Below are 25,667 nucleotides of genomic sequence, written 5' to 3'. Positions count from 1 at the left end.
TCAACCCAGATGCTGTTGCGTCAAGTACTCCGTGCTCTGCATTTCGATCAGGCGCGACGTGGTGCGCTCGAACATCGCGGCCAACCGCTCGCCGCGATACAACTCCAGCGGCATCGCGGCTGCGGTGCACACCAGTTTGACGCGACGATCGTAGAACTCGTCGATGGCGTTGATGAAGCGGCGCGCGGGATCGTCGTTGTTTCCATCGAACACCGGAATGCCGCCGATCAGCACTGCGTGGAATTCCTGCGCGATCTCGATGTAGTCGGTGGTGCCGCGCGGGCCATCGCACAACGCGTTGAAATCGAACCAGGCCAAGCCCTTGCTGCGCGCGCGCACCGGAATGCGCCGACCTTCGATGTCGAGGCTGGCATCGCGATGGCCATCGTCGCCACCGAGTTCGCGCCAGCGCTGCTGCAGCCACGCATCCGAGTGCGCATCCAGCGGCGTCCGGTACACCGGCGATCGCGTCAATGCACGCAGGCGGTAGTCGGTAGCGCTGGGAATTTCCAGTACGTGGCAATGCTGTTCCAGCAGGTCGATGGCAGGCAGGAAACTCGCGCGCTGCAGGCCATCGCGATACAACTGGCCGGGCGCCGTGTTGGAGGTGGTGACGAGGGTGACGCCACCCTCGAACAGGCCGCGCAGCAATCGCGACAGCAGCATTGCGTCACCGATGTCGGTGACCACGAATTCGTCGAGCACCAGCACCTGCAGCTTCTCGCGCCACTCGCGCGCGACGATCGTCAACGGATCGCTTTCGCCGGCATGCGTGCGCAACCGCGCATGCAGTTCGCGCATGAATCGGTGGAAATGCGTGCGTTGCTTGCGCGCGATCGGCAGGCCGTCGTAGAACAGGTCGACCAGGAAGGTCTTGCCGCGACCGACGCCACCCCACAGGTACAGGCCGGGCACCTCGCGCGCCACGGCATCGCCGCCGAACAATCGCGACAGCAATCCCGATGCCCGCGCCGGTTGCGCCAGCACTGCGCGCTGGATGCGATCGAGTTCGACCAGCACCGCGCGTTGTGCCGGATCGTCCTGCCAATCGCCGCGCGCCACGCCTTCGCCGTAACGCTGGCTGGGTAATGGCGCGGATTCTGCACTCATCGGTCCGCGCTCATGCCACGGGCGGCAACAATGGTTGCGCCCAGTGCTGAAGGACTTGGCGCAGATCGATCAGTTTGCGATGGAAGAAGTGCGAGGTCTCCGGCAATTCCACCAGCGCACCCTGCGGCGCGCCGAGGCCGGCGAACCAGCGCGCGACTGCCTGCGGATCGACGATTTCGTCGGCCGTGCCCTGCACCACCAACCACGGCATCGGCGGCGTCGGCACCTGATCGAACTCCCAGCGCCCGACCGGCGGCGCGATCGAGATCAACGCGGCCGGCGCCAGTTCACCATTCATCCGCAGCGAGACATAGCTGCCGAAGCTGAAGCCGGCGAGCCACAACACATCATCGGGACGCGACGCGCGCAGCCAGTCAGCGACCGCACGCAGGTCGTCGCGTTCGCCGGCGCCGCCATCGAAGTGACCGGCCGATTGCCCGGTGCCGCGGAAGTTGAAACGCAGCGTGGTGATGCCGAGTTCGCGCAAGGCCCGCGCGGTCGTCGTCACCACCTTGTTGTCCATGGTGCCGCCGTCGGTGGGCAGCGGATGGCAGACGATGGCGCAGCCGGCCCGTCGCGCGACGCCGGCATCGGGGAATTCGAGTTTCGCTTCCAGCGCGCCGACCGGCCCCGCCAATTGCAGGGACGCATCGGACATTTTTACTTGCCGGTGGCCTGCGCCACCATCCAGTCCACCGTCGCCTTGACCTGCGCATCGGTCAGCGCCGGGTTGCCGCCCTTGGCCGGCATCACTCCGGAATTGCCGGTGAAGCCATTGATCGCATGCTGGTACAGCGTGTCCTTGCCTTCGGCCGCGCGCGCGGCCCAGTGCGCGGCGTCCAGCGTCGGTGCGCCGCCGGCACCGCTGGTGTGGCAGCCGGTGCAGAGGTTGCCGAAGATGATCTTGCCGTCAGTGGTGCCGCCGTAGGCGACTTCCGACGCGGCGCGCTTTTTCGCGGCGTCTTCGGCGGCGGCGTGTTCGATCTTGCCTGCTTCACCTGCGAACACCGCACCCACCGGCGCGATGCGCGCTTCGGTCTGGGCCGCGGCCTGCGGTGTCACTTCGTATTTGTGGTACTTCTCCGCCAGGTGACTGCCAAGGAAAATCAGCACGATGGTGGTGGACAGCAAGATGGCAATCACCACCGAGAATTTCTTCAGGAAGTCGAGATCGGATCGATTCACGCGTTTACCTGTGCTGTGAGGCCTGCGGCCCCGGCCGCACATAGCTGTTCAGTATACGGAATCCTCGGATTCCGGGCCAGTCAACGTCTCTTGACAGGCCCGTGCGATAGTTCGGCGGCGCCGATCCGGCGTTCAGGGGGAGTCCCGAAATGAAGAAACTTGTGGCGGAGTTCCTCGGCACGTTCTGGCTGGTGCTGGGCGGGTGCGGCAGCGCGGTGCTGGCGGCCAAGTTCGGCGGCGACAGCAACCCCCTCGGCATCGGTTTCGTCGGCGTGGCACTGGCATTCGGCCTGACCGTCCTTACCGGCGCTTATGCGTTCGGCCATATTTCCGGCGGCAACTTCAATCCTGCGGTCAGCCTCGGACTGGTGGTGGGCGGAAGACTGCCGGCCAAGGATCTGCCCGGCTATGTCATCGCCCAGGTGCTCGGCGGCGCACTCGCGGCCTTCGTCCTCTATCAGATCGCCAGCGGCAACCCCGACTTCCATCTGGTTCCGGCCGCACTGGACGATCACTCCACCGCAGGCGCATTCGCCAGCAACGGCTACGGTGCGCTGTCGCCCGGCGGCTACAGTCTCGGCGCGGCCTTCCTGTGCGAAGTGGTGATGACGGCGCTGTTCCTCATCATCATCATGGGGTCGACCCATCGGCTGGTGCCGGCCGGATTCGCGCCGATCGCGATCGGCCTCGGACTCACCCTGATCCACTTGATCAGCATCCCGGTGACCAATACCTCGGTGAATCCGGCGCGCTCGACGGCCGTGGCATTGTTCGCCGGCAGCGGCGCGATGAGCCAGCTGTGGCTGTTCTGGGTGGCACCGGCCATCGGGGCGGTCCTCGGCGGACTGATCTACCGTTGGTTGGGAGATGAAGCGACGACCGCTTAGCTGCGGCGGCGGATCACCGCCAGCGTCAGGCGCGAGATGCAGACCAGTTCGCCAGCGGCGTCCTCGATCCGCATCTCCCAGACCTGGGTCGAACGACCGACATGCAGGGGGCGGGCGGTCCCCGTGACCACGCCCTCGCGCACGCCGCGCAGGTGATTGGCGTTGATTTCGATCCCAACGACGCCTTCGTCTTCGCCGACGCACAGGCCGGCGGCAGTACTGCCCAGTGTTTCCGCCAGCGCCGCCGACGCGCCTCCATGCAACAGCCCGTATGGCTGATGGGTGCGGGTACCCACCGGCATCGTCGCGCGCAGGAAATCGGTGCCCAATTCGGTAAAGACGATGCCGAGCGGCTCCATCAGGGTATTGCGGGACAGGGCATTCAACTGCTCGAGCGTGGTCTGGCGGCGGAACATCATTCTGGCTGGCACCGGGGCAATCGGGTGTCCAGCCTAACCCGTGGTCGGGCGATCAGCGCATGGTGAAACGGGCCGGTGCCCAGTCGCGGGTGTAACGGGGACGCTGCACATAACCGCTGCTGCGGCCGTAGCCGGTGCCGAACGGAGCGGCTTCCTGGCGTTCATAGGTGGATGGGTTGGCATGGGCCGCTTGCGGGTTGGCGGTGCGGACGGTCTTGGGCATGGTGTAGACGTTCATGGGGGACTCCTTGGTGTGATGTTGTTTCGGTGTGTTGGTAAAGTACAACACCAAATCGACTTTGGCCCGTGCCAGAAGTCACACAACTGGAGTCATGGTCCGAATTGGCCCTGGGGGCCTAGAGAAACGGCGTCATCCCGGCACCGAAGGCGGTGACGACACGGGTCATCCACCACTTCACGCCCAGCAGAGGCACACCCGGGAAATCACCGACCGACCGGTAGCAACGGTAGAAGCCCGGGTCGCGGAAGGGCAGTGGCTTCGGGCACTCGGGCCCGGCACGAAACTCGAAGGCGGTGGCATAGCGGCTCGGCCACAAGTCGAAGAGCGGCAGGCGTTCGCTGGCGCGCACGATGGCGTCATCGACCTCGGCGATGCCGGGTTCACGCGGCGCGATCACCCACGCGTTCGCCGGCAAGGTCTCGCGCTGGATGCTGTCGGCCACGAGCGCGGCGAACGCCGGGTCGCGGATGACCAATGCACTCTCGGTGTTGTAGTTGACGCCACGCGGATCGAAGTTGTGCGTGCCGACGACGGCGACACTGCGATCGACCACGATCGACTTCGCGTGCAAGCCGACGCGCGGAAGATCGGACCGCGGTTGCTGGCGATTGAGGCGATACAGCAGCACGCCGCGCCGCGATGCATCCTCGGTATTGGCCGGCAACGGATGGTGGCGATGGCCGTCCGCGGTGACGGTGGATCCGTCATCGTCATCCGCTTCGTATTCGTCGACCCGCATCGGAACGTCCTGCGGGAAGGGCTTGAGTTCGTACATCTCGAAGCCGAAACGCTGGATGTAGCGGCGACGATACTTGTAGGCCATCGCATAGGTCAACGCATTGTCGATGCCGGCCAGGCTGCTGGTGGACACGATCACGCGCGGCGCATCGGGACGACGATGCAGCGACTGGAACAGGCGTTGCGCGCCATGCGACAACACCAGGTAGGGCGTCTGCATCACCACTTCATGCTTCGCCGCATCCACGACATCGCGCAGCACCACGGATGCTGGCGCATTGGCGGCGCGATCGGACTCGTTGACATCATGCTTGCCCGGAGGATCGGCGACGAACTGGACCTCGGCTACCGGCATCAGCTCATCGCCAAGACGCGTGCGCAGCAGCGTCGTATCACTGGACAGGTTCTGCATCGCCTGCACGCGTTCAGGCACTTCATAGCGCTTGTCCGACAACGCCGGCACCCCGCGCGCGAGCAGGATACGGGCGACATCGTTGAGCTGTTCGACGGGAACGCTTTGCGGCGCCACCCAGAAGGCATCGAAGTTGTCCTGCATCGCCTTCGCCGTGGGTCCGGAAACCAGCACGTCACGATCGAGGAAGTTGTAGGTCTGCGACCAGTCGTAATATTCGTCGCTGAAATTGCGGCCGCCGGTGACGCCGACCTGCCCATCGACCACCAATGCCTTGGTATGCATGCGCTGGTTGAGCTGGCGGAAGCGCACGACACTGGCGAGCACGTAGTCGGCATAGTTCGGGCGCCCGAGGTTGAACAGCGGGCTGTAGATGCGCAACTGGAAATTGCGGTGGATGCCGGACAGCGCGGCGAGCGTGTCGGGCGATTCCATCGCCGATAGCTGGTCGATCAATACGCGCACCTGCACGCCGCGCCGCGCTGCGCCGACCAGTTCGCGCAGGATCATGCGACCGACGTCGTCTTCCTTGTAGATGTAGGTCTGCAGGTCGATGCGCTGGCGTGCGCTGCGGATCATGTGCATGCGCGCCAGCAACGCATCCTGGCCATCGTCGAGCAGCAGCGTGCGGTTGCCGGACCGCGGCGTGGCATTGTCGAAGACGGAAGGATCGGCGCAACGGTCGGCGCGCTGGCAATCGATCGCGTCACTGCGTGCGGCAATCGCGATCGCTTCGGCGTGTGCGTGGTCCGACGCCGACAACGTGGTGCAGCCGCCCGCCGCGAGGGCGAGCAGGCAAAGCGCGGTGTTGCGGATGGAGCGGAACATCATCGCAATGATCGTGGCACGCGCATCGGCGCAGCAGTATCGTCGCTTCCGCTCAAGGCCACCAGAAGGCCAGCACTTCGGCCACGCCGGGTTCGATCGCGACATCGTCGGGCAGGCGCAGGATCACGGTGCCACCCGGCGGGAGTCCGCGCGCTTCGCCACTGCGTCCTTCCGACAGGAACGCCGACAGTTGTTCCAGCGCCGGATTGTGTCCGACCAACCACAGCGCGTGGGCGTCGCGCGCGCCTTCGATCAAGCCGATCAGGGTGCCGACGCCGGCCTCGTAGATCGCGGCCTCCTCCTGCACCGGCAACGGTCCGGTGGCAAGCATGATGTCGTCCAGCGTCTCGCGTGTGCGTTTCGCCGGCGAGCACAGCACGCGATCAGGCGGTTGCGCGTGCGCCTTCAGCCAGACACCGGCCTTGGTGGCCTCCTCGTGGCCAATCGCCGACAGCGCGCGCTCCAGGTCGGACTGGCCCGGGCCTGGCGGCTCGGCGTGCGCGTGGCGGATCAATACCAGTTCCTTCGGCATGGGGGAATTTCCGTCGGTAGAAACGCTTACCTTATCGTCCACGATGCAAGCCCGCGTCAAGGGCGCGGCAGCAGCGCGACCTCGTCGATCATCCACAGCGGATCATGCGTCCCCGACGCAAAGGTGAAGCAGAGATCGTGGCGGCCCTGCGTTTTCGGCAACGGCGCGACCAGCGTGGTCAATGCCGGCGACACGCGCGCCGGCGCCAACGGCAATGTCGCGACCAGCGGGCCGCTGCAGCTGTCGAGCCGGACTTCCAGCGCACCACCGGGCATCGTCGCCGGCCGGGTGACGACCTTGTCGCTGTCGTGCGCGAGCTGGAAATTGAACGGCAGCTGCCCGATGCGCGCGGACAAGGTCGCCATGCCGTCGAGATCGGCCTGCGGATAGATCCAGCAGGCATCGAAGAGATCGACATCGACCACGGCACGTTCGCCGTCGCGCGGGGCATCGTCTTCCAGGCGCAGGGTCAATCCACCTTTGCACTGACGCAATGCGGTGCTGCGGCGCGCGCGCAGGCCGTGCGCATCCAGCACGAAACGGCGCGGCGCGGCCAACGCACGCGTGCCGGCGAAGGCCGTGGCGACGATGGTTTGCCCCGCGACGGCGAGATCCAGTGGCTGGTCGTATGCCGGAGACTGCGGCGTCGGCGCGCTGCCATCCATCGTGTAACGCAATGTACCGAATCCGCTCTGGGTGTCGATGGCAACACGCGCGCGGCCATCGCCCTGAGGTTCGACCTTGAAGTTCGCCGCGAACGCGCTGTCGGAGGCATCGAAGCCGGCGCCGCGGTATCGCGCCTGCATCACTGCCATCCGTTGCAGGAAATCGGCCCAGTCACGCCGCGCGACCGGCGTCCACGTCGCTTCGGCCAGGGCGGCGGCGCGTGGGAAAGCGGTGCGCTGCACGCGCTGGTTGGTGCGCTGGTGCTCGGTCCAGATATTGGCCTGCGCACCGAGCACATGCGCCTGCTGGCCGGCATCGAGCACCGTCGGCATCGTCTCGAAGTCGTACACGTGCTTGAGATCCATCACCGCGAGGCGGCCGGGAGTTTCGTCGGCGCGATCGCTTTGCACATGATCGAAATAGAGATCGGGCGCTGGCGACAGCACCACGTCGTGGCCGGCGCGCGCGGCATCGATCGCGCCCTGGGTGCCACGCCACGACATCACCACCGCATCCCCGGGAATGCCGCCTTCGAGAATCTCGTCCCAGCCGAGCATGCGTCGGCCGTGCTGTTGCAGGTAGGTCGCCAGCCGGCCCATGAACCAGCTCTGCAATTGCATCTCGTTCTTCACGCCGAGTTCGTGCTTCTTCGCCTGCACTGCAGGCGAGGCGATCCACTGGTCCTTCAGCGCCTCGTCGCCACCGAGATGGATGTCGCGCGACGGGAACAGCGCCATCACTTCGTCGAGGACGTCCTCGAGGAACTTGAAGGTGCCATCGTCGACGTTGTACAGCGACGGATTGACGCCCCAGTCCGGCGACACCGGCGGACGCGTTCCAATCACGCCGAGTTGTGGATACGCGGCGATCGCGGCCTGCGCATGGCCCGGCAGATCGATCTCCGGAATCACCGTGATGTAGCGATCGCTGGCGTACTTCACCACGTCGCGGATCTGCGCCTGGGTGTAGTGGCCGCAATACGGATGCGGCTTGCCATCGGCGTCACGGCCGGCGGCGCCGGCGGGAATGCGACAACCACCGATCCTGGTGAGTTCGGGATAACGCTTGATCTCGATGCGCCAGCCCTGGTCGTCGGTGAGGTGCCAGTGGAAGGTGTTGAACTTGTGCAGCGCCATCTGGTCGATCAGTGCTTTCACTTCATCGACGCTGCGGAAATGGCGGGCGACATCGAGCATCAGTCCGCGCCAGGCGAAACGCGGGGCATCGTCGATGTGCTGGGCGGCGATGGTGGTAGCGCCCTTGCCATCATTGGCGGTGGCGAGTTGCCACAACGTGACCGCGCCGTGGAACAGTCCCGCTGGTGCGCGCGCGGTGATCGTCACGCCGCGCGGCGTGACATCGAGGAGATAGCCTTCGTCGTTCGCAAGTGTCGCCTTGCGGTCGATCGCGAACCGAATCGCGGCTTCCTTGGTGTCGCGTGCCTGCAGCGGTGCGAAGCCGCGCGAACGCTTGATCCGCGCCGAAAAATCGCGGGCGATGCGCAGTACCGCGGCATCACCATCCGTCGCGCTCCAGCGCGTTGTCGGTGTCAGGCGGAATGTGCCGGCATCGACGCGGACATTGGCCGGACGCGGGATCACCGGTGTTGCTTGCGCTTCCAGCGACAAGGGTGTTTGACCCATTACGCGCGCGGGTGCGAACACGACCGCTACGACCAGGAGGCAAGACCATGTGAAACGGGCGAACGTCGCACTGCGCTGGCTCATGTCGTTCTCACACGAAGACTTCTTTCGGGTAGATACCACACGGGCCCGGATGACCGGGCCCGCGGGTTGTTTCGTTGATGCATCTGTCGCAGCGATCAGAAGCTGAAACGAACGTTGAAGTAGTACTGACGACCATTCATGTAGATCGAGCGCGGCTGGTCGCGGTTCAACGCGTAGTACTTCAGCTTCGGCTGGTTGAGGTTTAGGCCGTCCAGGTTGAACGATATGTTCGCGTTCAACTTGTATCCCAAGGAGGCATTCAGCACGGCTGTCTTGTCCTGGTAGAACGCCGTCTGGCGATCAAGCCCGCTGTAGAAGGAGGAGCGGAACAGGTAGGTCACGCGCGCATTGAAATGTTCGTTCTCGAAGTAGCCACCCAGGTTGTAGGTGTTCTTCGAGGTCCCGACGAGATCGTGTCCATTCGCGGCCTTGCCATCCGCGAAGGTGTAATTGGCACTGATCCCGAAGTACGCCCCGATCGGCTGCTCATAGGTCAACTCGAAACCCTTGACCTTGCCATTGGCATTGATCGGGGTAGTGATGATGTAGTTCGCAAGGAAGCCCTGCGGATGCACATTGTTGAACGTCATGTACTGCCGGTTGACCTGGCCGTAGTCGACGTAATCCTTCAGATCCATGTAGAACACGCTGCCGGCCAACAGGGCGCGCGGTGCGAAATACCACTCCAATGCCGCGTCGAAATTGGTGGACTGGATCGGTTTCAGGTCGGGATTGGGGCCGCTGCCCTGGCCGACATCACCTGGATTCTGCGCGCCCCCGAAGTTCACTGCGCCGGACAACGCCGAATAATCGGGGCGGGTCATCGTGCGTGAAGCCGCGAGACGCAATACCAGATCCTTGTTGATGTTGTATTTGAAATTCGCGCTGGGCAGCAAGTTGTAGTAGTTGTGCTTGACGGTCACCGGCAGGTAGGGACCGAACGCGGACGCTGTGACGGCCCCCGGCGTGGTCGCATCGGCCGTGACGTTGTTGAGGATGTTCTCTTCGGTCTTGACGAAGCGCAAGCCAACGTTGGCATTCCAGCTTCCGCTTTCGAAATTCAATTGCGCGTAGGCGGCCGTGCTCCTTTCACGCAGCGCGAATTCACTTGGCCAGTCCTCGCGCGAACCATCGGTTGCGCGGTTGGTCAAGCGGTCGTAAGCGCGCAATTGGCCTGCATCGAGATACCAGATATTGCGCGGGAAGTTGCCGCCAAACGCCGCGTAGTTGCCCGGATACATGCCACTTGCCAGCGGGATGTTGGCGGGATCGTTGGGGGATTGCGTGCCGACCGGGCACCAATTGGCCTGTGACCAATCGAACGGAACGACCTTGCCACTGGAATCAATGCAACCCGGGCCTTGGCCGATCACCCCGAACGAAGAGCGGCCGTGCCTGGCTTGGCGAACACCGAACTGCAATGAAGACAGCGGGCCGCGATCGATGAAGTACTGGCCGTCGATCTGGCCCCAATCTTCCTTGTCCCTCACATCCACGTTCTGGTCGCCAAAGATCCAGCCCAGCGCCGTGGTCTGCTTCGACGGGCTTTCGTTCAAATGCCAGTCGGCCGCGCCAACGCCATTCAACTGATAGCCGCCACCCGTGCCGATGCCAGTGTTCCATTCGGCGACATCCTGGGTCGGCGTTTGGCCGCTGCCCTTCGAGGTTCCGGCCTGGCCCTTGAACACCAGTTTCTGGCTGACATCCCATTTCGCATCAAGGGACACATAGTTGGATTTCGAGCGCGCGTTCGGACGCGAAATCTGGTCGTACACACCATAGGTGGTGCCGGGCTGGCCGGTGAAATTCGCATTGACCAGCGTGCCATTGCGCACCACATAGCCCGGATCAGGGGCTTGGCCTGCGCCGAAATTGACGATGTGTGTCGTCCACAGCATGTAATTGCGGTTGTAGTTGCTGGCCTTCTGATCGGAAGAGAAGGCATTCAAGTCGAGGGTGAGATCGGTGGTCGGCTTGAACTGGACATCGATCAGGCCGCCGGTGCGCTTGCGGCGTTGTTCAAACAGCGCCGAACCGATCAGGTGCGGATACCACACGCCGGCAAGATCCGGATGCGACGTGGCAACGGCAGAGCCAGGTGCGATCTGCTCATACCCGAGGATTTCCTGGCCATCGCGACGCAGGCTGCGCGTCTCCGAGAACGCCTGCACCAGGATGCCGAAGTTGTTCGCCTTGTTCTTCCAGCTGATCAACCCGCTGACCTGCGGCTCGGTCTTGTTCGGCAGATCGGAATAGACCGCGCCGAGCGACGCGCTGGCGGTGAACGGCTTGGAGAATTCCAGCGGCTTGCGCGTGATGATGTCGACCGAACCGGCGACGCCGCCTTCGACAATGCTGGCTTCCGACGTCTTGTGCACCACGACCTGATTGACCAGCTCCGATGGCAGCAGGGTATAGCTCACGCTGCGGCCAACGGTGCCCGCCTGATTGAGTACGAACCAGTCGCCCGAAGCGATGTTGTGCCCGTTGAACAGGGTCTGGGTCAGGCTCGGGTTGGTGCCGCGCATCGACACGCGATCGTTCTCGTCGAAGCCGCCTTCGGTGGCGCCGGCCGAACTCACCGACACGCCAGGGATGTGCGACAGCGAGTCGGCGACGTTCTTGTCGGGCATCTTGCCGATGTCCTCGGCGGTCACCACCTCGACATGCGAGTTGGCATTGCGCTTGACGTCCAGCGACTTCTCCTGCGCACCGCGGATGCCGGTGACCACGATCTTGTCGAGTTCATTCGACTTCTCGGCCTTGGTCGTTGCTGGTGCCTGTGCGGGCTGCGCGTCCTGGGCCATCGCGTTGCCGGCAGCGCCGAGCGCGGTCACGATTCCGATCGTCAACAGTGTCTTCTTGAGTTGCATTGTCTGGTTCTCCGGTCAGTAAGTTCGGTAAGGTGGCCCCGGCCTGTCTTGTGCAGGACCTTCGGGTCTGGTTGTCGTCATGCCGTGCCAGCCCACTCCTGCCGGGCCGTGTTGTTGTCGGCGCGGCTGTCATCCGCGCATTCCCTGAGGTGTTGCTGATACCAGCTCGCCGCGCCGAGCACGCCGAGTCGTTCGTTTTCGATCAGCCACACCGGCACGCGTTCGTTGAAGACGCGCATCGCGCCCTTGTCGACCAGGCGCGCGCGGAAATCGCTGTGTGGCAGGAACTCCAGCAGTTGCGGCAGCACGCCACCGGCGACATGCACGCTGCCGGCGCAACTGATCACGGCGAGATCGCCGATGACGCTGCCGAGCAATGCGCAGAACGACAGCACGGCATCGCGCGCCTGCGCATCGCCGGCGCGTGCACCGTTGCTGATGTCGGCGGGCGTGGTGAACTGCGTGGCCACGCCATCGATCGCACAGATGGCGCGATAGAGATTGGCCAAACCGGGCCCGGACACCAGCTGTTCGACCGCGACATGGCGGCTGTCGCGCTGCAGCCAGCGCAGGATCTCGATTTCGCGCGGCGTCACCGGCGCGAACGCCGTCATGCCGGCTTCGGTCGGGAGCACCACGTTGCCGTGGACGGTGGAGATGCAGATCGCCGCACCCAACCCGGTCCCGGCACCAATCACCAGCATCGGCCCCGACCTAGACGTGTCCACACCCGGCGTCAGAAGGCGCAGGTCGCCCGTGGCCAATCGCCCGGCGCCATGCGCGGCGGCGGCGAAATCGTTGATGACATGCAATTCGCGCAAACCGAGTTCGCGCCGCATTTCCGCCAGCGACACCCGCCATGGCAGGTTGGAGTTGATGACCTCGCCATCCAGCACCACGCCGGCACTGGCGATGGCCATGCGCTCGGTGCCGCCCTGCTGGCCGGCGATGAAGTCGGCGAGGATCGCGGTCAGGCTGGGGAATTCGGCGCAGTTGTACTTGCGGTAGGCCTGCACGTCGATGGCGCCGTCGCCCGCGACCTGCACCAACGCGACGCGCGCATGCGTGCCGCCGATGTCGGCGGCGACGAAGCGTTCGGCGATGGACCCCAGATTGCCTTGCATGCCAGACCCCGGCATCAATGTGACGGCGCGACATTGGCCCCTCTCTGACAACGTTGTCAACGCTTGTCTCGCATTCAGCATTGCCAGCATCAATTTGGATCGATTTAACTGAATTTTTCTGCGGCAGCGCAGCATCGGCAGCCGGCCGATCCACCATTCGAATCCTGATTAAAACGCTCGAAATCCTGTAGTGTCGAGGTTGATGCCGCGTCTCTGACAACGTTGCGCCAATTGTTGGCGTACCGGGCCAACCATTCGTCACCACACCGCCGGCGCACCGGGAGCCAACCAGCAATGTCCACCACCTCCAACACCGCCAGCAGCGCGCGCAGCAATACCGGATCGATCGCGATCGTCGGCGCGCTGTTCTTCATCTTCGGTTTCGTCACCTGGCTCAACGGCCCGCTGATCTCGTTCGCCAAGCTCGCCTTCGACGTCAGCGAAACCCTGGCCTTCCTGATCCCCAGCGCGTTCTACATTTCCTACTTCTGCCTGGCGCTGCCCTCGTCGCTGATCCTGCGCCGCACCGGCATGAAGAAAGGCATGGCGATCGGCCTGTTCCTGATGGCGGTCGGCGCACTGGTGTTCGGGCAATTCACCACCCAGCGCGTGTATCCCGGCGCGGTCGCCGGCGTCTTCATCATCGGCGCCGGCCTCGCGATCCTGCAGACGGCGTCCAATCCCTACATCAGCATCCTTGGCCCGATCGAAGGCGCGGCGCAGCGCATCGCGGTGATGGGCATCTGCAACAAGCTGGCCGGCATGATCGCGCCGCTGGTGATCGGCGCATTGGTGATGCATGGCATGGGCGATCTCTCGGCGCAGGTCGCCAGCGCCGATGCCGCGACCAAGACGCAGCTGCTCGACGCCTTTGCCGCGCGCATCCACGGCCCGTACATGATCATGGCCGGCCTGCTGGCGCTGCTCGCGGTCGGCATCCTGTTCTCGCCGTTGCCGGAAATCCGCGCCGAGGAAGTGAACAGCAACGGGGGCGGTCGCGGCAAGACCAGCCTCTTCCAGTATCCGCACGTGTGGCTGGGCGCGCTGTGCATCTTCGTCTACGTCGGCGTCGAAGTGATGGCGGGTGACGCCATCGGCACCTATGGCGCCGGTTTCGGCCTGCCGCTCGACCAGACCAAATTCTTCACCTCGTTCACGTTGTTCGGCATGTTGCTGGGCTATGTGGTCGGACTGATCGCGATCCCGCGCTTCATCTCGCAGGAACGCTATCTGGCGTGGTCGGCGATTCTCGGCGTGTTGCTCGTCGTCGGTGCGTTCCTGACCAAGGGCTACGCTTCGGTGGCATTCGTCGCCGCGCTCGGCTTCGCCAACGCGATGATGTGGCCGGCGATCTTCCCGCTCGGCATCCAGGGCCTGGGCCGTTTCACCGAATACGGTTCGGCGCTGCTGATCATGGGGATTGCCGGCGGCGCGGTGATCCCGCAGCTGTTCGTGCACCTGAAACAGACGCACGATTTCCAACTGGTGTTCCTGCTGCTGATGGTGCCCTGCTATCTCTACATCCTCTATTTCGCCTTGCGCGGCCATGACGCCGGGCGTGCGAAGATGGGATCGTGACCCGAGAGAGACGATTCATCCCGTGACATTGCGCAGATTCACCATCAAGGATGTCGCCGAACGCGCGCAGGTGTCACTGAAGACGGTGTCGCGCGTCATCAACAACGAGGCCGGCGTCCAGGCGAGCACGCGCGATCGCGTGCAGGTCGCCATCGCCGAACTCGACTATCAGCCCGATCCCTCGGCGCGCAGCCTGCGCAGTGCGCAGTCGTATGCGATCGGCCTGATGTACGACAATCCCAATCCGTATTACGTCATCGCGGTGCAGAACGGCGTGCTGTCGGTGTGCCGCGAGAACGGTTACGGCCTGCAGATCCATCCCTGCGATTCGTCATCGCCCAATCTCGCGCGCGAACTGATCGCCATCGCCCAGCACGCGCGCTTGGCCGGCGTGGTGCTGGCCCCGCCGATGTCGGAACGCAACGAATTGGTGAAGGAACTGGTCGACCACGGCATCTCGCTGGTGCGAATCGTCTCCGCCGCCGCCGATCCGCAGGACGGCAGTGCCTGCGTCTTCGTGGACGATCGCGACGCCGCCTACGAGATCACCGAACACCTGATCCAGCTCGGTCACAGTCGCATCGGATTCCTCTGGGGTGGCAAGTCACACGGATCCTCATGGGAACGCCACAAGGGTTACGAGGATGCGTTGCGCGATTACGGCATCGCCTACGACGACGCATTGGTGATCGAAGGCGACTACTCCTTCGATGACGGCTTCCGCGGTGCACGGCGATTGCTGGCGCTGGCGGATCGTCCGACGGCGGTCTTCGGCAGCAATGATGAAATCGCCGCCGGCGTGCTGGCGGCTGCGCGCTCCAGCGGCATGAACGTGCCCTACGATCTTTCGATCGCCGGTTTCGAGGACAGTCCGTTCTCCAAGCAGAGTTGGCCGGCGCTCACCACCGCGCGACAGGCGACCGAAGAGATCGCGCGCCACGCCGCGCAACGGCTGCTGCAGGAATTGCGCGAGAACGCGCCGAAGCCGACGTCATCGAACGAAGGGTTCAGTCCGGAACTGGTGGTGCGCGGTTCGACCGCGCCACCGCGACCGAAGGCCTGACCTTCAGGGACGCGAACACACCTCGTCGATGTGAAGCAACAAGTCGGCGGGATCGTCGTAGACGCGGAAACCGCCAGCGCGCTCGAGTTCCTCGCGACCGTAGCCACCGCTGAGCAGGCCGATGCCGAGCGCATTCGCACGCTGCGCCGCCAACAGGTCCCAGATGCTGTCGCCGACCACCAGCGAATCACGGATGTCGACGCCGAGGCGGTCCGCTGCAGCGAGGAACAGATCGGGATCGGGCTTGGCGTGCTTGACCATGTCGCGGGTGATCACCGGCACGCGCGCTGGGTCGACACCGAGCGCATCGAGATTCACCTTCGCGGTTTCCATGCGGCCACTGGTGGCGATCGCCCAGGCGATGCCGGCTTCGTCGAGATAGCGCAGCAATTCGATTGCACCGGGCAGCGGTCGCACTGCAACCGGCTGGCGGACATAGGCCGCGGCATGCAGATGACGCAGGCGTTCGAGTCGGGCTTCGTCCAGTTCCAGTCCGGTTTCACGCAACAGCATGCGTGCGAACAGGCCGCCACTCATGCCGATCTTGCGGTGGATGCGCCAGATCGACAGTGGAATGCCTTCGGCATCGAGGGCTTCCTTCCACGCCATCACGTGTTGATAGACGCTGTCGACAAGGGTGCCGTCGAGATCGAACAGGAAACTGGTGCGGGCGACGCGCATCGAAACCCTCGGCTGGCCGGTGTTGGCGCATTCTAGCATGAGATACCAATAAGATACCAATTTGGGATTTATCGCACATTGTTGCCATTTTGGTATTCAATTGGTATTGTCAGACCATGGATTCCTACCTCGCCGCCGAATTCCAGCGCCAGCGCGCCGCCCGCCGCGCACCGACCTACCAGCACCTGCGGCGAACACTGCAGCACGCCATCGAAAACGGCGAACTGGAACCGCAACAGGCCCTGCCCGGTGAGCGCGATCTGGCCAAGCTGCTCGATGTCTCGCGCGTCACCGTGCGCAAGGCGATCTCGGGGCTCGTCGCGGATGGCCTGTTGGTGCAGCGCCAGGGTGCCGGTACCTTCGTCGCCGAACGCATCGTCAAATCGTTCTCGCAGCTCACCAGCTTCACCAATGATTTGCGTGCTCGCGGCCTCGATCCGCGTTCGCAGGTCCTCGAACACGGCATCGGCGAAGTCACGCCGGAAGAAGCAATGGCTTTGAACTTGTCGCCGGGCGTACTGGTCGTCCGCAGTTACCGCTTGCGCACTGCTGCCGGACAACCGCTGGCACTGGAACGCACCACCGTGCCGCAATCGGTGTTGCCGGATTCGGCGGAGATCGGCCTGTCGTTGTACGAAGCATTCGCGGCGCGCGGCATCCATCCCGTGCGTGCGTTGCAACGGTTGCGCGCGATCGCCTTCGATGCCGAACAGGCGCGGCTGATGCAGTTGCCGGAAGGCAGCCCCGGCTTGTTCATCGAACGTCGCGCCTTCCTCGCCGATGGCCGCGTCGTCGAATTCACCCGCTCCTTCTATCGCGGCGATGCCTATGACTTCGTTGCCGAATTGCACGCCGAATAACGACACCTCTTCTTCTCTTTCGAACCCATAGCTGATGACCCGATTGCCTGATCCCGACACGACGAAAATGCACGCCGAAGCTGCGGAAGCAGCCGATGCCATCGCTCGCCAATTCGTCGCCAATGCCACTGTCATCGAAACGCTCGCTGCACGCCTGCGCGCGCAACCGCCGCGCTTCATCGTCACTTGCGCGCGCGGCAGCTCCGATCACGCCGCCACCTACGGCAAGTATCTGTTCGAGACCACGCTGGGATTGATCACCGCATCGGCGTCGCCATCGGTGGGATCGGTGTACGCGGTCGCGCCGAAACTCGATGGTGCGCTGTTCATCGCCATCTCGCAGTCGGGCAAGAGCCCCGACCTGTTGCGCAACGCCGAAATCGCCAAGGCCTCCGGCGCGATGGTGGTCGCACTGGTCAACGTCGCCGATTCACCGCTGGCCAAACTCGCCGATACCGTGATCCCGCTGCACGCCGGCCCGGAAAACAGCGTTGCCGCGACCAAGAGCTATCTGTGCTCGCTGGCGGCCTTGCTGCAACTCACCGCGCATTGGAGTGGAGACGCCGCGTTGCTGGCGGCGACAAAATCGTTGCCCGATGCCTTGCGCGATGCATGGAATGAGGATTGGTCGTCGCTGGTCAGTGGCTTGCGCCTGGCGCGCAGCCTGTTCGTGATTGGCCGCGGATTCGGCCTCGCCGCCGCGCAGGAAGCCGCGCTGAAGTTCAAGGAAACCTGCGGACTGCACGCCGAGGCGTTCTCGTCGGCGGAAGTGAAACACGGCCCGATGGCGATCGTCGGCCCCGATTTCCCGGTGCTGGTCTTCGCGCAGGACGACGACACCGGTGCCAGCACCGCCGCCGTCGCCGACGATTTCCGCTCGCGCGGCGCGCCGGTGTGGCTGGCACGTCCGGGCGCGAGTGGCGAAGGCGTGTTGCCGTTGCCGACGTCGCCGCATCCGGCTGTCACGCCGCTGCTGACGGTGCAGGCGTTCTATCGTGCAGCGAACGCGCTGGCGATCGCGCGCGGCCACGATCCCGACGTGCCGCCGCATCTCAACAAAGTCACGGAGACGGTGTGATGACGACACTCTTTCGCAATGCCCAGGTGTTGACCCCGCAAGGCTTCGAACGCGGACTCGATGTGCTGGTCGAAAACGGCCGCATCATCGACGTCGCGCGCGATTTGCGCGCTACCAGCGCGACCGTCGTGGATCTGGAGGACGGCCTGCTGGTGCCCGGCTTCATCGATACCCAGGTCAACGGTGGCGGCGATGTGTTGTTGAACGACACGCCGACGGTCGATGGCGTGCGCCGGATCGCCGAGGCGCATCGCAAGTTCGGCACCACCGGCCTGATGCCGACGCTGATCAGCGATGATGTCGCGGTGATGCGCGCGGCCATCGCCGCCGTGCGCGATGCCATCGATCAGGGCGTGCCCGGCGTGCTCGGCATCCATCTCGAAGGACCGTGGCTGGCCGAAGCGCGCAAGGGCGTGCACGATCCGCACAAGTTCCACACGCCCGATGCGACCGAACTCGATCTGGTGGCGTCACTCGGCAACGGCCGCACCATGGTCACGCTGGCGCCGGAACGCTTCGCGCACGACGACAGGCACGAAGTGCTGCGCGCGCTGGCCGAACGCGGCGTGCTGGTCTGCGCCGGCCACACCGCCGCGAGTTACGAACAATTGCGCGATGCCTTCGCCGCCGGCGTGCGGGGCGTCACCCATCTGTTCAACGCGATGACGCCGATGGGCAGCCGTGAACCGGGCGGCGTCGGCGCGTCGATCGAGGATCCCGACAGCTGGTGCGGAATCATCATCGATGGCTATCACGTCAGCGACGCCGCGCTGCGGATCGCGATCGCGGCGAAACCGCGCGGCAAGATGATGCTGGTCACCGATGCGATGCCGCCGGTGGGTGGCAAACGCGAAGACTTTACGTTGTACGGAATCCCGATGACCTGCCGCGACGGCAAGTGCACCACCGCCGAAGGCGGGTTGGCCGGTTCCGCACTCGACATGGCCGGCGCCGTGCGCAATACCGTGCAGCGCGTCGGCCTGCCGCTGGACGAAGCCTGCCGCATGGCATCGCAGTACCCGGCCGAATTCCTTGGGCTCGGTGACGAGTTGGGCAAGATCGCGCCGGGCTATCGCGCCGATCTGGTCTGGCTCGACCGCGATCTGCAGGTCAGGGGAACGTGGATCGGCGGGCGCTGAACGCGCGGCAATACGCTACCACCGGCAGCGCCACGCGCGCGTTCTTATCTCGCGCGGTTCAACCACTGCAGCAACGGCGCCCAATCGGCCTGATGTTCGCGGATCTGCGCGGAGTTGTAGTCGAAGATGCTGCGACCGAGGCCGGCCATCATCACGTAGGCCTGGCTGTCGCGCAGTTGGCCGACCACCGGGATCGACCAGCTCTGCATCACCTCGACCGCCTGCTGCGAGGCGTTGGTCCACGGCCGCAAGCGATTGGCGACCACGCCGACCGGGACCTTGCCCTTCTTGATTTGCGGATGGCCGGCGAGATCATTGAGGAAGTGCACGGTGGCCTCGATGTCGAGCGCGGACGGGCCGATCGGCACGAGGACGGCATCGGCGGATTCAAGGAATTCGTCCAACAACCCGCTGTGGGAACCGGCCGGGGTGTCGACCACCACGCGCTGGGTGTCCTCGGGAATGCGCTTGATCCACTGCTTGCGGGTGCCATCGACTGGCAACACGGCATGGTCGTAATGGGCGCGGCGTTCAGCCCAGCGCATGCTGGAATGCTGTGGATCGGCGTCGATCAGCACGGCGTGCTTGCCGTGCACGGCCGCGTGGGCGGCCAGGTTGGTTGCAAGTGTCGTCTTGCCGACGCCACCCTTGGAGCTTGCCACCAGTACGGTCTTCATCCACCAACACCTGTCATGGGCTCTGGCCGGAGCTTAGCATCGGCCCCGCCAAGAGGGCTTAGCAGGCCGTCGAAAGGTCGCAGGCTGTAAAATTGCGCTTTCCTTCACGCCCGACCCGCCGCCACGGCGCGTCCGGGCCTGCGCGAGGCCGCCCGCATGACCAGCACCGCAGAACTTTCCTCCCCCGAATCCGCCGCCGGCACCCTGACCCACGGCGTCAACGACCGCGACTACACCCTCGACGACAAGTACGCGCGCGTCGAAGGCCGCATCTACCTGTCGGGCGTGCAGGCGTTGGTGCGCCTGCCGATGATGCAGCACCTGCGCGATGTTGCCGCGGGGCTGAACACCGCCGGCTTCATCAGCGGCTATCGCGGTTCGCCGCTGGGTGGCTTCGATCTGGAGCTGTGGCGCGCGCGCAAATACCTCGAACAGAACGACATCCGCTTCCAGCCCGGCCTCAACGAGGACCTCGGCGCTACGATGGTCTGGGGCACGCAGCAGACCGGGCTGTTCCCGGGCGCCAAGGTCGATGGCGTGTTCGGCATGTGGTACGGCAAGGGTCCGGGCGTTGATCGCTGCGGCGACGTGTTCAAGCACGCCAATGCCGCCGGCACCTCACGGCATGGCGGCGTGCTGGCGCTGGCCGCCGACGACCACGCCTGCCGCAGCTCGACCTTGCCCCACGGCAGCGAACACGAATTCGTCAGCGCGATGATGCCGGTGCTCAATCCCGCCGGCGTGCAGGACATCCTCGAGATGGGCCTGCTGGGATTCGCGATGTCGCGCTTCACCGGTCGCTGGGTCGGTTTCAAGACGATCGCCGAGACGGTGGAATCGTCGGCCTCGGTCGACGTCAATCCGTTCGCGCAGCAGATCGTGCTGCCGGGTGACGACGAATTCGAACTGCCGCCGGGTGGCTTGAATATCCGCTGGCCCGATCCGCCGCTGGATCAGGAAATGCGCCTGCATCGTTACGCGGTCAAGGCCGCACAGGCGTTCGCGCGGGTGAACAAGCTCGATCGCGTGGTCGTCGATTCGCCGAATGCACGACTCGGCATCGTCACCACCGGCAAGAGTTATCTCGACGTGTTGCAGGCGCTGGAATACCTCGGACTCGACGCCAAGGCCTGCGCCGATCTCGGCATCCGCGTCTACAAGGTGGCGATGACCTGGCCGCTGGAACCGCAGGGCATCCGTGCGTTTGCACGCGGCCTGCAGGACATTCTCGTCGTCGAGGAAAAGCACAGCTTCATCGAGTCGCAGATGAAGGAACTGTTCTACAACTTCGATGGTGCACGCCCGAGCATCGTCGGCAAGTACGACGAGAACGGCGAGTGGATCCTGCCGTCGACCGGCGAACTCACGCCGGCGCGCATCGCCGCCGTCATCGCCCAGCGCATCCAGCGTTTCCATGATTCCGAACAGATCCGCAACGTGCTGGCATGGATGGAAGGCAAGGAAGGCGAACTGGCATTGCCGCGCGCCAACTTCCCGCGCGTGCCGCACTACTGCTCGGGTTGCCCGCACAACACCTCGACCAAGGTGCCGGAAGGTTCGCGCGCACAGGCCGGCATCGGCTGCCATTACATGGTGACGTGGATGGATCGCGACACCGATACCTTCACCCACATGGGCGGCGAAGGCGTGACGTGGGCCGGACAATCGGCCTTCACCGAAACCGAGCACATCTTCCAGAATCTCGGCGACGGCACCTATTTCCACAGCGGTTCGCTGGCGATCCGCCAGTCGATCGCGGCCGGCGTCAACATCACCTACAAGATCCTCTACAACGATGCGGTGGCGATGACCGGCGGCCAACCAGTCGACGGCACCCTCACCGTGCCGCAGATCGCGCAACAGATGCTGGCGGAAGGCGTGCACACCATCGTGCTGCTGTCCGACGACATCACCAAGTGGACGCGCCAGCGTTACCTGTTCCCGAAGGAAGTCGAGTTCCACGATCGCCGTGATCTCGAAGCGGTGCAGGAACAGTTGCGCAAGGTGAAAGGCACCTCGGTGCTGATCTACGACCAGACCTGCGCCACCGAGAAGCGTCGTCGTCGCAAGCGCGGCAAGCTGGTCGATCCGCAGAAGCGCGTCGTCATCAACTCGCTGGTCTGCGAAGGCTGCGGCGATTGCGGCGAGAAATCGTTCTGCGTCTCGGTGCTGCCCAAGGAAACCGAATTCGGCCGCAAGCGCGACATCGACCAGTCGAACTGCAACAAGGACTTCAGCTGCGTCGAAGGTTTCTGCCCGAGCTTCGTCACCGTCGAAGGCGGCCAGTTGAAGAAGGGTCGCAAGGCCAATGTCGCGCATCGCCTCGAAGATATTCCGATGCCGGCATTCAAGACCAACCTCGACAAACCGTGGAACATCCTGATCACCGGCGTCGGCGGCACGGGCGTCGTCACCATCGGCGCGTTGCTCGGCATGGCCGGTCATCTCGAAGCCAAGGGCGCGAGCGTGCTCGATCAAACCGGCCTCGCCCAGAAGGGCGGCGCGGTCACGACACACATCCGCATCGCACGCACGCCGGACGACATCCACGCCGTGCGCATCGCCGCCGGCGAAGCCGACCTCGTGCTTGGTTGCGACATGGTGGTAGTCAACGATTACTGGGCGCTGTCGAAGATCCGCGCCGATCGCACCGCCGTGGTCCTCAACACCTACGAGGCGATGCCCGGCACCTTCACAACCCGCCCCGACATGCAGTTCCCCGCTGCCGACATCATCTCCGCCGTGCGCGCTGCGCTCGACGGCAAGGCGCCGATGACGGTCGATGCAACGCAGCTCGCGACCGCGTTGATGGGCGATGCCATCGCCGCCAACCTGTTCATCCTCGGCTATGCGTGGCAGCAGGGACTGGTGCCGATTTCGTTCGAGGCGTTGATGCGTGCGGTCGAGTTGAACGGCGCCGCAGTGGCGATGAACAAGACCGCGTTCGCGTGGGGACGTCTCGCCGCGGTCGACATGGCCGCAGTGGCCGAAGCCGCCGGCATCGTCCACAACGCGCCAACGAAAGCCGAAGCGACGCCGCACCGGTTGCCGATGCTGGCGCCGACCGCCAACGAAGGTCACGAATCGGGACTGTCGGCGACCGCGACCTTCTACCAGGAACGCGAACTGCGCCAGGTGCCGGCACACTTCGACGAAGGTGTGGCCTACCTGCCGCTGGACGACGCCCGCCTGTCGCGTTCGCTCGACGAAGTGATCTCGCGCCGCGTCGGTTTCCTCGGCGACTACCAGGACGCCGCGTACGCGGAACACTATCGCGCCTTCGTCGCCAACGTCCGCGATTTCGAACATCGCCATGCCCCGGGTTCCACCGTGCTCACCGAAGCGGTCGGTCGCTACCTGTTCAAGCTGATGGCCTACAAGGACGAATACGAAGTCGCGCGCCTCTATACCAGCGGCGAATTCCAGCGCCGCATCGCCCAGCAGTTCGAAGGCGACGTCACCGTGAAGCTCCATCTCGCGCCGCCGCTGTTCGCCAAGAAGGATGCCAAGGGACGCCTGATCAAGAAGCAGTACGGCCCGTGGATGATGAAGGCGTTCAAGCAACTGGCGAAGCTGAAGTCACTGCGCGGAGGCACCTTCGACGTGTTCGGCTACACCGCCGAACGCAAGATGGAACGCCAGTTGATCGCCGACTACCAATCAACCATCGAGTCGCTGCTGAAGACGCTGGATTCCGGCAACGTCGGACTCGCCGCGGAGATCGCCAGCGTGCCCGAACACATTCGCGGCTACGGTCACATCAAGGAAGCGCATGTCGAACAGGCGAAAGCGCGCGAGGCGGAATTGCTGAAGGAATGGCGCAACCCGCTGCGGGTGGTGCAGGTGGCGTGATTCGTCACTCTTGCTGAAACGAAAAACCCCGCATCAAGCGGGGTTTTTCATGTCCACTGTTGATTCCCCTACGGCGCCGCGACCGCCACCCGTTGCGCGCCACCACCACGCAGCGCGCGGGCGGCGGCAAGGATCTGGTCGGCGCTGCGGCCATCGCAGGCGAAGGATTGCCCGCGATGCAGCCATGCCGTGTCGTTGGCGTAGGAGAACAGCAGCTGCTTGCCCTTCATGGTGTCGATCACCCGCCGCGCGATGCCCTGGCTCAGCGCCGGACAGCCGTGGCTGCGACCGATGCGGCCCTTGCTCGCCGCCATGTCGGGGCTGACGTACCACGCACCGTGCATGACGATGGCGCGCGAACGGGCGTTGTCGTTGAAACCACGCTCGACGCCGTCGAGCTTGAGCGAATAGCCGTTGTTGCCAATATAGGTTTCTGCGGTCAGGAACAGGCCAAGGCTGCTCTGGTGGCTGTTGTCCTGATTGGAGAAGCGGGTGGCGACGTTGTCGCCGCTGCCTTGGCCATGGGCGACCAGTTCGCGAAACAGCAGCTGGTCGCGGGCGACGTCGAACACCCACAGGCGCTTGTCGGTGGACGGTCGCGAATAGTCGATCACTGCCAGCTTGGCGTCCTGATCGACTTCACCATTGCGGATCGCGCAGTTGCGCGCTTCCAGCGCCAGCGCCAGCACGCCGGGATCGGCTTCCGGCGCCAGCGATTCCAGCCTCGTCAGCGTGGCCGCGTTGGGATCGAGTTGGGCAGCAGGCGCATCCGGAAAACGCTCAATTACGCCCTGCGCCTGACGCGCCACGGGCGCGACAACGACGGACGACGACGCGGTCGCACCATGCTCGGGAACAGTTGAGCAGCTCACCAACGTGGACGCCGCCAGCGAGATGAAGACCGCGTGAAGTTTCCTCATGTGCATGACAATACATGCACAAGCGCTTGATTTGTCTGAATGCGCGATCCCGGGACAGTTCCGGAACCCCATTCAGATTGCCGGAAACGCCCTAGCGGCTGGGCTTGTCCGGGGTCGGCGCAACCGGAATTTCCTGATTTTTACTGTCGTCGGCCGGCTTCTGCACCTTCGTGGCCGGGTCATCAATTGGCGTTGGCAACGGTTCAGGTTTGGACTCGGGTGGCGGCGTGACTGCGGCAGCATCGACCGCCGGAGCATCCTCGGTCGCGGTGTCCTTGGCCTTCTTCTTGCCGCCGGACGTGCCATCGTCCCTGGTCGCCAGCTGCTTCGGCGCCGGCAACACGCCCGCCGCAACATCGGGAAGCGGCAGGCCGCTGATTGCATCGATCGGCGCGTCCGGGCCCGGATGCACCAGATTGTCGAGATCGCCGAGGCCGCTGTCCTCGCTGATCACCACGCGCGCACCGACCCTGGTCACCTCGTAAAGCTTCTCGGCGAAGGCGCGCGGCAAGCGCACGCAGCCGTGGCTGGCGGGATGGCCAGGCAGGCGGCCGGCGTGCAGCGCCAATCCGTCCCAGGTGATGCGCTGCATGAACGGCATTGGCGCGTCGTCATACAGATTGGAATGGTGCATCAACTGCTTCTGCAGGATTTCATAGCTGCCGGGCGGGGTATCGCGGCCCTTGATGCCGGTACTGACCGTGGTCACCGCGATACGCACGCCATTGCGGTACACGTGCATGCGCTGTTCTGGCAGGCTCACCACCAGCACCACCGGCCCCTTCGGTGAGCGCTCGGGCGCCCACGAAAAACTGCCCGGCTTGAGGATCGCGGCATCGGCATCGATGTCCTGCTGGGTTGCCGGAACGGGCACGGCCGGCGTCTTGTCCGCCGCCGCCGCCGGTTTCGCCTTCGCCTTGGTCGTTGTCTTCTGGGCTTCCGCCTGGACACCGGACGCTGCCAGTACCAGCGCGATCGCCAACCACCACGTACGCATTCTCATATCCCCGGATATTGCCGAATCCACGGTAACAGTCCGCGCGTGAATGCCTGATTTAACCAGGCACGATCAGCCTC

The 25,667-nt window shown here is 64.5% G+C and carries 21 protein-coding genes; 7 read left to right on the top strand and 14 right to left on the bottom strand.

All coding sequences use genetic code 11. The annotated features are described in order from the left end of the window. From zapE to Lysil_RS02315, 3 genes are read right to left on the bottom strand one after another with little or no spacing between them, the layout of a single operon-like run. Entirely contained in the window at window positions 1–1,110 is a 1,110-nt protein-coding gene (gene zapE, locus Lysil_RS02325; RefSeq protein ID WP_103073956.1) for a cell division protein ZapE, read from the bottom strand. Window positions 1,111–1,120: 10 nt separating this feature from the next. Beyond that, window positions 1,121–1,768 (bottom strand): alpha/beta hydrolase, encoded by a 648-nt coding sequence (locus tag Lysil_RS02320; RefSeq protein ID WP_103073955.1) that lies wholly within the window; start codon window positions 1,766–1,768, stop codon window positions 1,121–1,123. Between the two features lie 2 nt (window positions 1,769–1,770). Further along, on the bottom strand, window positions 1,771–2,295 hold the full coding sequence (locus Lysil_RS02315) for a c-type cytochrome (RefSeq protein ID WP_103073954.1): 525 nt from the start codon (window positions 2,293–2,295) through the stop codon (window positions 1,771–1,773). A 149-nt stretch (window positions 2,296–2,444) separates the two neighbouring features. Between Lysil_RS02315 and aqpZ the strand changes: the two genes are divergently transcribed. Continuing rightward, window positions 2,445–3,182, top strand: coding sequence for an aquaporin Z (aqpZ, locus tag Lysil_RS02310; protein WP_103073953.1), 738 nt, complete (start codon window positions 2,445–2,447; stop codon window positions 3,180–3,182). Here aqpZ and Lysil_RS02305 read toward each other — a convergent pair. From Lysil_RS02305 to Lysil_RS02275, 7 genes are all read right to left on the bottom strand, one after another. Next, window positions 3,179–3,601 (bottom strand): hotdog fold thioesterase, encoded by a 423-nt coding sequence (locus tag Lysil_RS02305; protein WP_103073952.1) that lies wholly within the window; start codon window positions 3,599–3,601, stop codon window positions 3,179–3,181. The genes aqpZ and Lysil_RS02305 overlap by 4 nt on opposite strands. 52 nt (window positions 3,602–3,653) lie before the next feature. Next, window positions 3,654–3,839, bottom strand: a complete 186-nt coding sequence (locus Lysil_RS02300) for a hypothetical protein (protein WP_103073951.1) — start codon at window positions 3,837–3,839, stop codon at window positions 3,654–3,656. Window positions 3,840–3,957: 118 nt separating this feature from the next. Further along, window positions 3,958–5,823, bottom strand: coding sequence for a phospholipase D family protein (locus tag Lysil_RS02295; protein WP_240600037.1), 1,866 nt, complete (start codon window positions 5,821–5,823; stop codon window positions 3,958–3,960). A gap of 49 nt (window positions 5,824–5,872) precedes the next feature. Further along, window positions 5,873–6,352: a SixA phosphatase family protein gene (locus Lysil_RS02290; RefSeq protein ID WP_103073950.1), complete on the bottom strand. Its 480-nt coding sequence runs from the start codon at window positions 6,350–6,352 to the stop codon at window positions 5,873–5,875. 56 nt (window positions 6,353–6,408) lie between these two features. After that, window positions 6,409–8,661, bottom strand: coding sequence for a family 20 glycosylhydrolase (locus tag Lysil_RS02285; RefSeq protein WP_165782353.1), 2,253 nt, complete (start codon window positions 8,659–8,661; stop codon window positions 6,409–6,411). 179 nt (window positions 8,662–8,840) lie between these two features. Then, window positions 8,841–11,618 carry a TonB-dependent receptor gene (locus tag Lysil_RS02280; protein WP_103073948.1) on the bottom strand — a complete coding sequence of 926 codons (2,778 nt, stop codon included), beginning with the start codon at window positions 11,616–11,618 and terminating at the stop codon, window positions 8,841–8,843. A gap of 77 nt (window positions 11,619–11,695) precedes the next feature. Beyond that, window positions 11,696–12,742, bottom strand: coding sequence for a glucokinase (locus tag Lysil_RS02275; protein WP_103073947.1), 1,047 nt, complete (start codon window positions 12,740–12,742; stop codon window positions 11,696–11,698). A gap of 294 nt (window positions 12,743–13,036) precedes the next feature. On the opposite strand from Lysil_RS02275, the gene Lysil_RS02270 reads away from it, so the two are divergent. Continuing rightward, on the top strand, window positions 13,037–14,320 hold the full coding sequence (locus Lysil_RS02270; protein WP_103073946.1) for a sugar MFS transporter: 1,284 nt from the start codon (window positions 13,037–13,039) through the stop codon (window positions 14,318–14,320). A gap of 28 nt (window positions 14,321–14,348) precedes the next feature. Next, entirely contained in the window at window positions 14,349–15,383 is a 1,035-nt protein-coding gene (locus Lysil_RS02265) for a LacI family DNA-binding transcriptional regulator (protein WP_103074934.1), read from the top strand. A 3-nt stretch (window positions 15,384–15,386) separates the two neighbouring features. Here Lysil_RS02265 and Lysil_RS02260 read toward each other — a convergent pair whose 3' ends face one another. Next, the gene (locus tag Lysil_RS02260) at window positions 15,387–16,064 is read right to left on the bottom strand and encodes an HAD family hydrolase (protein WP_103073945.1); all 678 of its coding nucleotides are present in this window, start codon (window positions 16,062–16,064) and stop codon (window positions 15,387–15,389) included. Window positions 16,065–16,180: 116 nt separating this feature from the next. Here Lysil_RS02260 and Lysil_RS02255 point away from each other — a divergent pair, with 116 nt between their 5' ends. Genes Lysil_RS02255 through nagA form a run of 3 tightly spaced genes read left to right on the top strand, consistent with a single transcriptional unit; the run spans window position 16,181 to window position 19,141 of the window. Continuing rightward, the gene (locus Lysil_RS02255; RefSeq protein WP_103073944.1) at window positions 16,181–16,924 is read left to right on the top strand and encodes a GntR family transcriptional regulator; all 744 of its coding nucleotides are present in this window, start codon (window positions 16,181–16,183) and stop codon (window positions 16,922–16,924) included. Window positions 16,925–16,958: 34 nt separating this feature from the next. Continuing rightward, complete coding sequence (locus tag Lysil_RS02250) at window positions 16,959–18,002, top strand: SIS domain-containing protein (protein WP_103073943.1); 1,044 nt, start codon at window positions 16,959–16,961, stop codon at window positions 18,000–18,002. Further along, complete coding sequence (nagA, locus tag Lysil_RS02245; protein WP_103073942.1) at window positions 18,002–19,141, top strand: N-acetylglucosamine-6-phosphate deacetylase; 1,140 nt, start codon at window positions 18,002–18,004, stop codon at window positions 19,139–19,141. Before Lysil_RS02250 ends, nagA begins: the two co-directional genes overlap by 1 nt. Before the next feature lie 44 nt (window positions 19,142–19,185). On the opposite strand, the gene Lysil_RS02240 is transcribed toward nagA, so the two are convergent. Next, entirely contained in the window at window positions 19,186–19,818 is a 633-nt protein-coding gene (locus Lysil_RS02240) for a ParA family protein (RefSeq protein WP_103073941.1), read from the bottom strand. 156 nt (window positions 19,819–19,974) lie between these two features. Between Lysil_RS02240 and Lysil_RS02235 the strand changes: the two genes are divergently transcribed. Continuing rightward, a complete protein-coding gene (locus tag Lysil_RS02235) occupies window positions 19,975–23,670 on the top strand; it encodes an indolepyruvate ferredoxin oxidoreductase family protein (RefSeq protein WP_103073940.1) in 3,696 nt (1,231 codons plus the stop codon). A gap of 68 nt (window positions 23,671–23,738) precedes the next feature. Here Lysil_RS02235 and Lysil_RS02230 read toward each other — a convergent pair whose 3' ends face one another. Beyond that, window positions 23,739–24,590, bottom strand: coding sequence for a murein L,D-transpeptidase catalytic domain family protein (locus Lysil_RS02230; protein WP_103073939.1), 852 nt, complete (start codon window positions 24,588–24,590; stop codon window positions 23,739–23,741). 91 nt (window positions 24,591–24,681) lie between these two features. Beyond that, complete coding sequence (locus tag Lysil_RS02225; RefSeq protein ID WP_103073938.1) at window positions 24,682–25,587, bottom strand: L,D-transpeptidase family protein; 906 nt, start codon at window positions 25,585–25,587, stop codon at window positions 24,682–24,684. Between the last annotated feature and the right edge of the window lie 80 nt (window positions 25,588–25,667).

The sequence above is a fragment of the Solilutibacter silvestris genome (genome assembly GCF_002895945.1).
GTDB classification, from domain to species: domain Bacteria; phylum Pseudomonadota; class Gammaproteobacteria; order Xanthomonadales; family Xanthomonadaceae; genus Solilutibacter; species Solilutibacter silvestris.
This window is presented reverse-complemented; position numbering and strand designations above follow the sequence as displayed.

Coding starts and splice junctions, on each gene's coding strand:
- Lysil_RS02270 (WP_103073946.1), top strand. CDS start 13,037: ATGTCCACCACCTCCAACACCGCCAGCAGCGCGCGCAGCAATACCGGA.
- Lysil_RS02295 (WP_240600037.1), bottom strand. CDS start 5,823: ATGATGTTCCGCTCCATCCGCAACACCGCGCTTTGCCTGCTCGCCCTC.
- aqpZ (WP_103073953.1), top strand. CDS start 2,445: ATGAAGAAACTTGTGGCGGAGTTCCTCGGCACGTTCTGGCTGGTGCTG.
- nagA (WP_103073942.1), top strand. CDS start 18,002: ATGACGACACTCTTTCGCAATGCCCAGGTGTTGACCCCGCAAGGCTTC.
- Lysil_RS02275 (WP_103073947.1), bottom strand. CDS start 12,742: ATGCAAGGCAATCTGGGGTCCATCGCCGAACGCTTCGTCGCCGCCGAC.
- Lysil_RS02230 (WP_103073939.1), bottom strand. CDS start 24,590: ATGAGGAAACTTCACGCGGTCTTCATCTCGCTGGCGGCGTCCACGTTG.
- Lysil_RS02250 (WP_103073943.1), top strand. CDS start 16,959: ATGACCCGATTGCCTGATCCCGACACGACGAAAATGCACGCCGAAGCT.
- Lysil_RS02240 (WP_103073941.1), bottom strand. CDS start 19,818: ATGAAGACCGTACTGGTGGCAAGCTCCAAGGGTGGCGTCGGCAAGACG.
- Lysil_RS02320 (WP_103073955.1), bottom strand. CDS start 1,768: ATGTCCGATGCGTCCCTGCAATTGGCGGGGCCGGTCGGCGCGCTGGAA.
- Lysil_RS02260 (WP_103073945.1), bottom strand. CDS start 16,064: ATGCGCGTCGCCCGCACCAGTTTCCTGTTCGATCTCGACGGCACCCTT.
- Lysil_RS02255 (WP_103073944.1), top strand. CDS start 16,181: ATGGATTCCTACCTCGCCGCCGAATTCCAGCGCCAGCGCGCCGCCCGC.
- Lysil_RS02290 (WP_103073950.1), bottom strand. CDS start 6,352: ATGCCGAAGGAACTGGTATTGATCCGCCACGCGCACGCCGAGCCGCCA.
- Lysil_RS02305 (WP_103073952.1), bottom strand. CDS start 3,601: ATGATGTTCCGCCGCCAGACCACGCTCGAGCAGTTGAATGCCCTGTCC.
- Lysil_RS02280 (WP_103073948.1), bottom strand. CDS start 11,618: ATGCAACTCAAGAAGACACTGTTGACGATCGGAATCGTGACCGCGCTC.
- Lysil_RS02285 (WP_165782353.1), bottom strand. CDS start 8,661: ATGGGTCAAACACCCTTGTCGCTGGAAGCGCAAGCAACACCGGTGATC.
- Lysil_RS02225 (WP_103073938.1), bottom strand. CDS start 25,587: ATGCGTACGTGGTGGTTGGCGATCGCGCTGGTACTGGCAGCGTCCGGT.
- Lysil_RS02235 (WP_103073940.1), top strand. CDS start 19,975: ATGACCAGCACCGCAGAACTTTCCTCCCCCGAATCCGCCGCCGGCACC.
- Lysil_RS02300 (WP_103073951.1), bottom strand. CDS start 3,839: ATGAACGTCTACACCATGCCCAAGACCGTCCGCACCGCCAACCCGCAA.
- zapE (WP_103073956.1), bottom strand. CDS start 1,110: ATGAGTGCAGAATCCGCGCCATTACCCAGCCAGCGTTACGGCGAAGGC.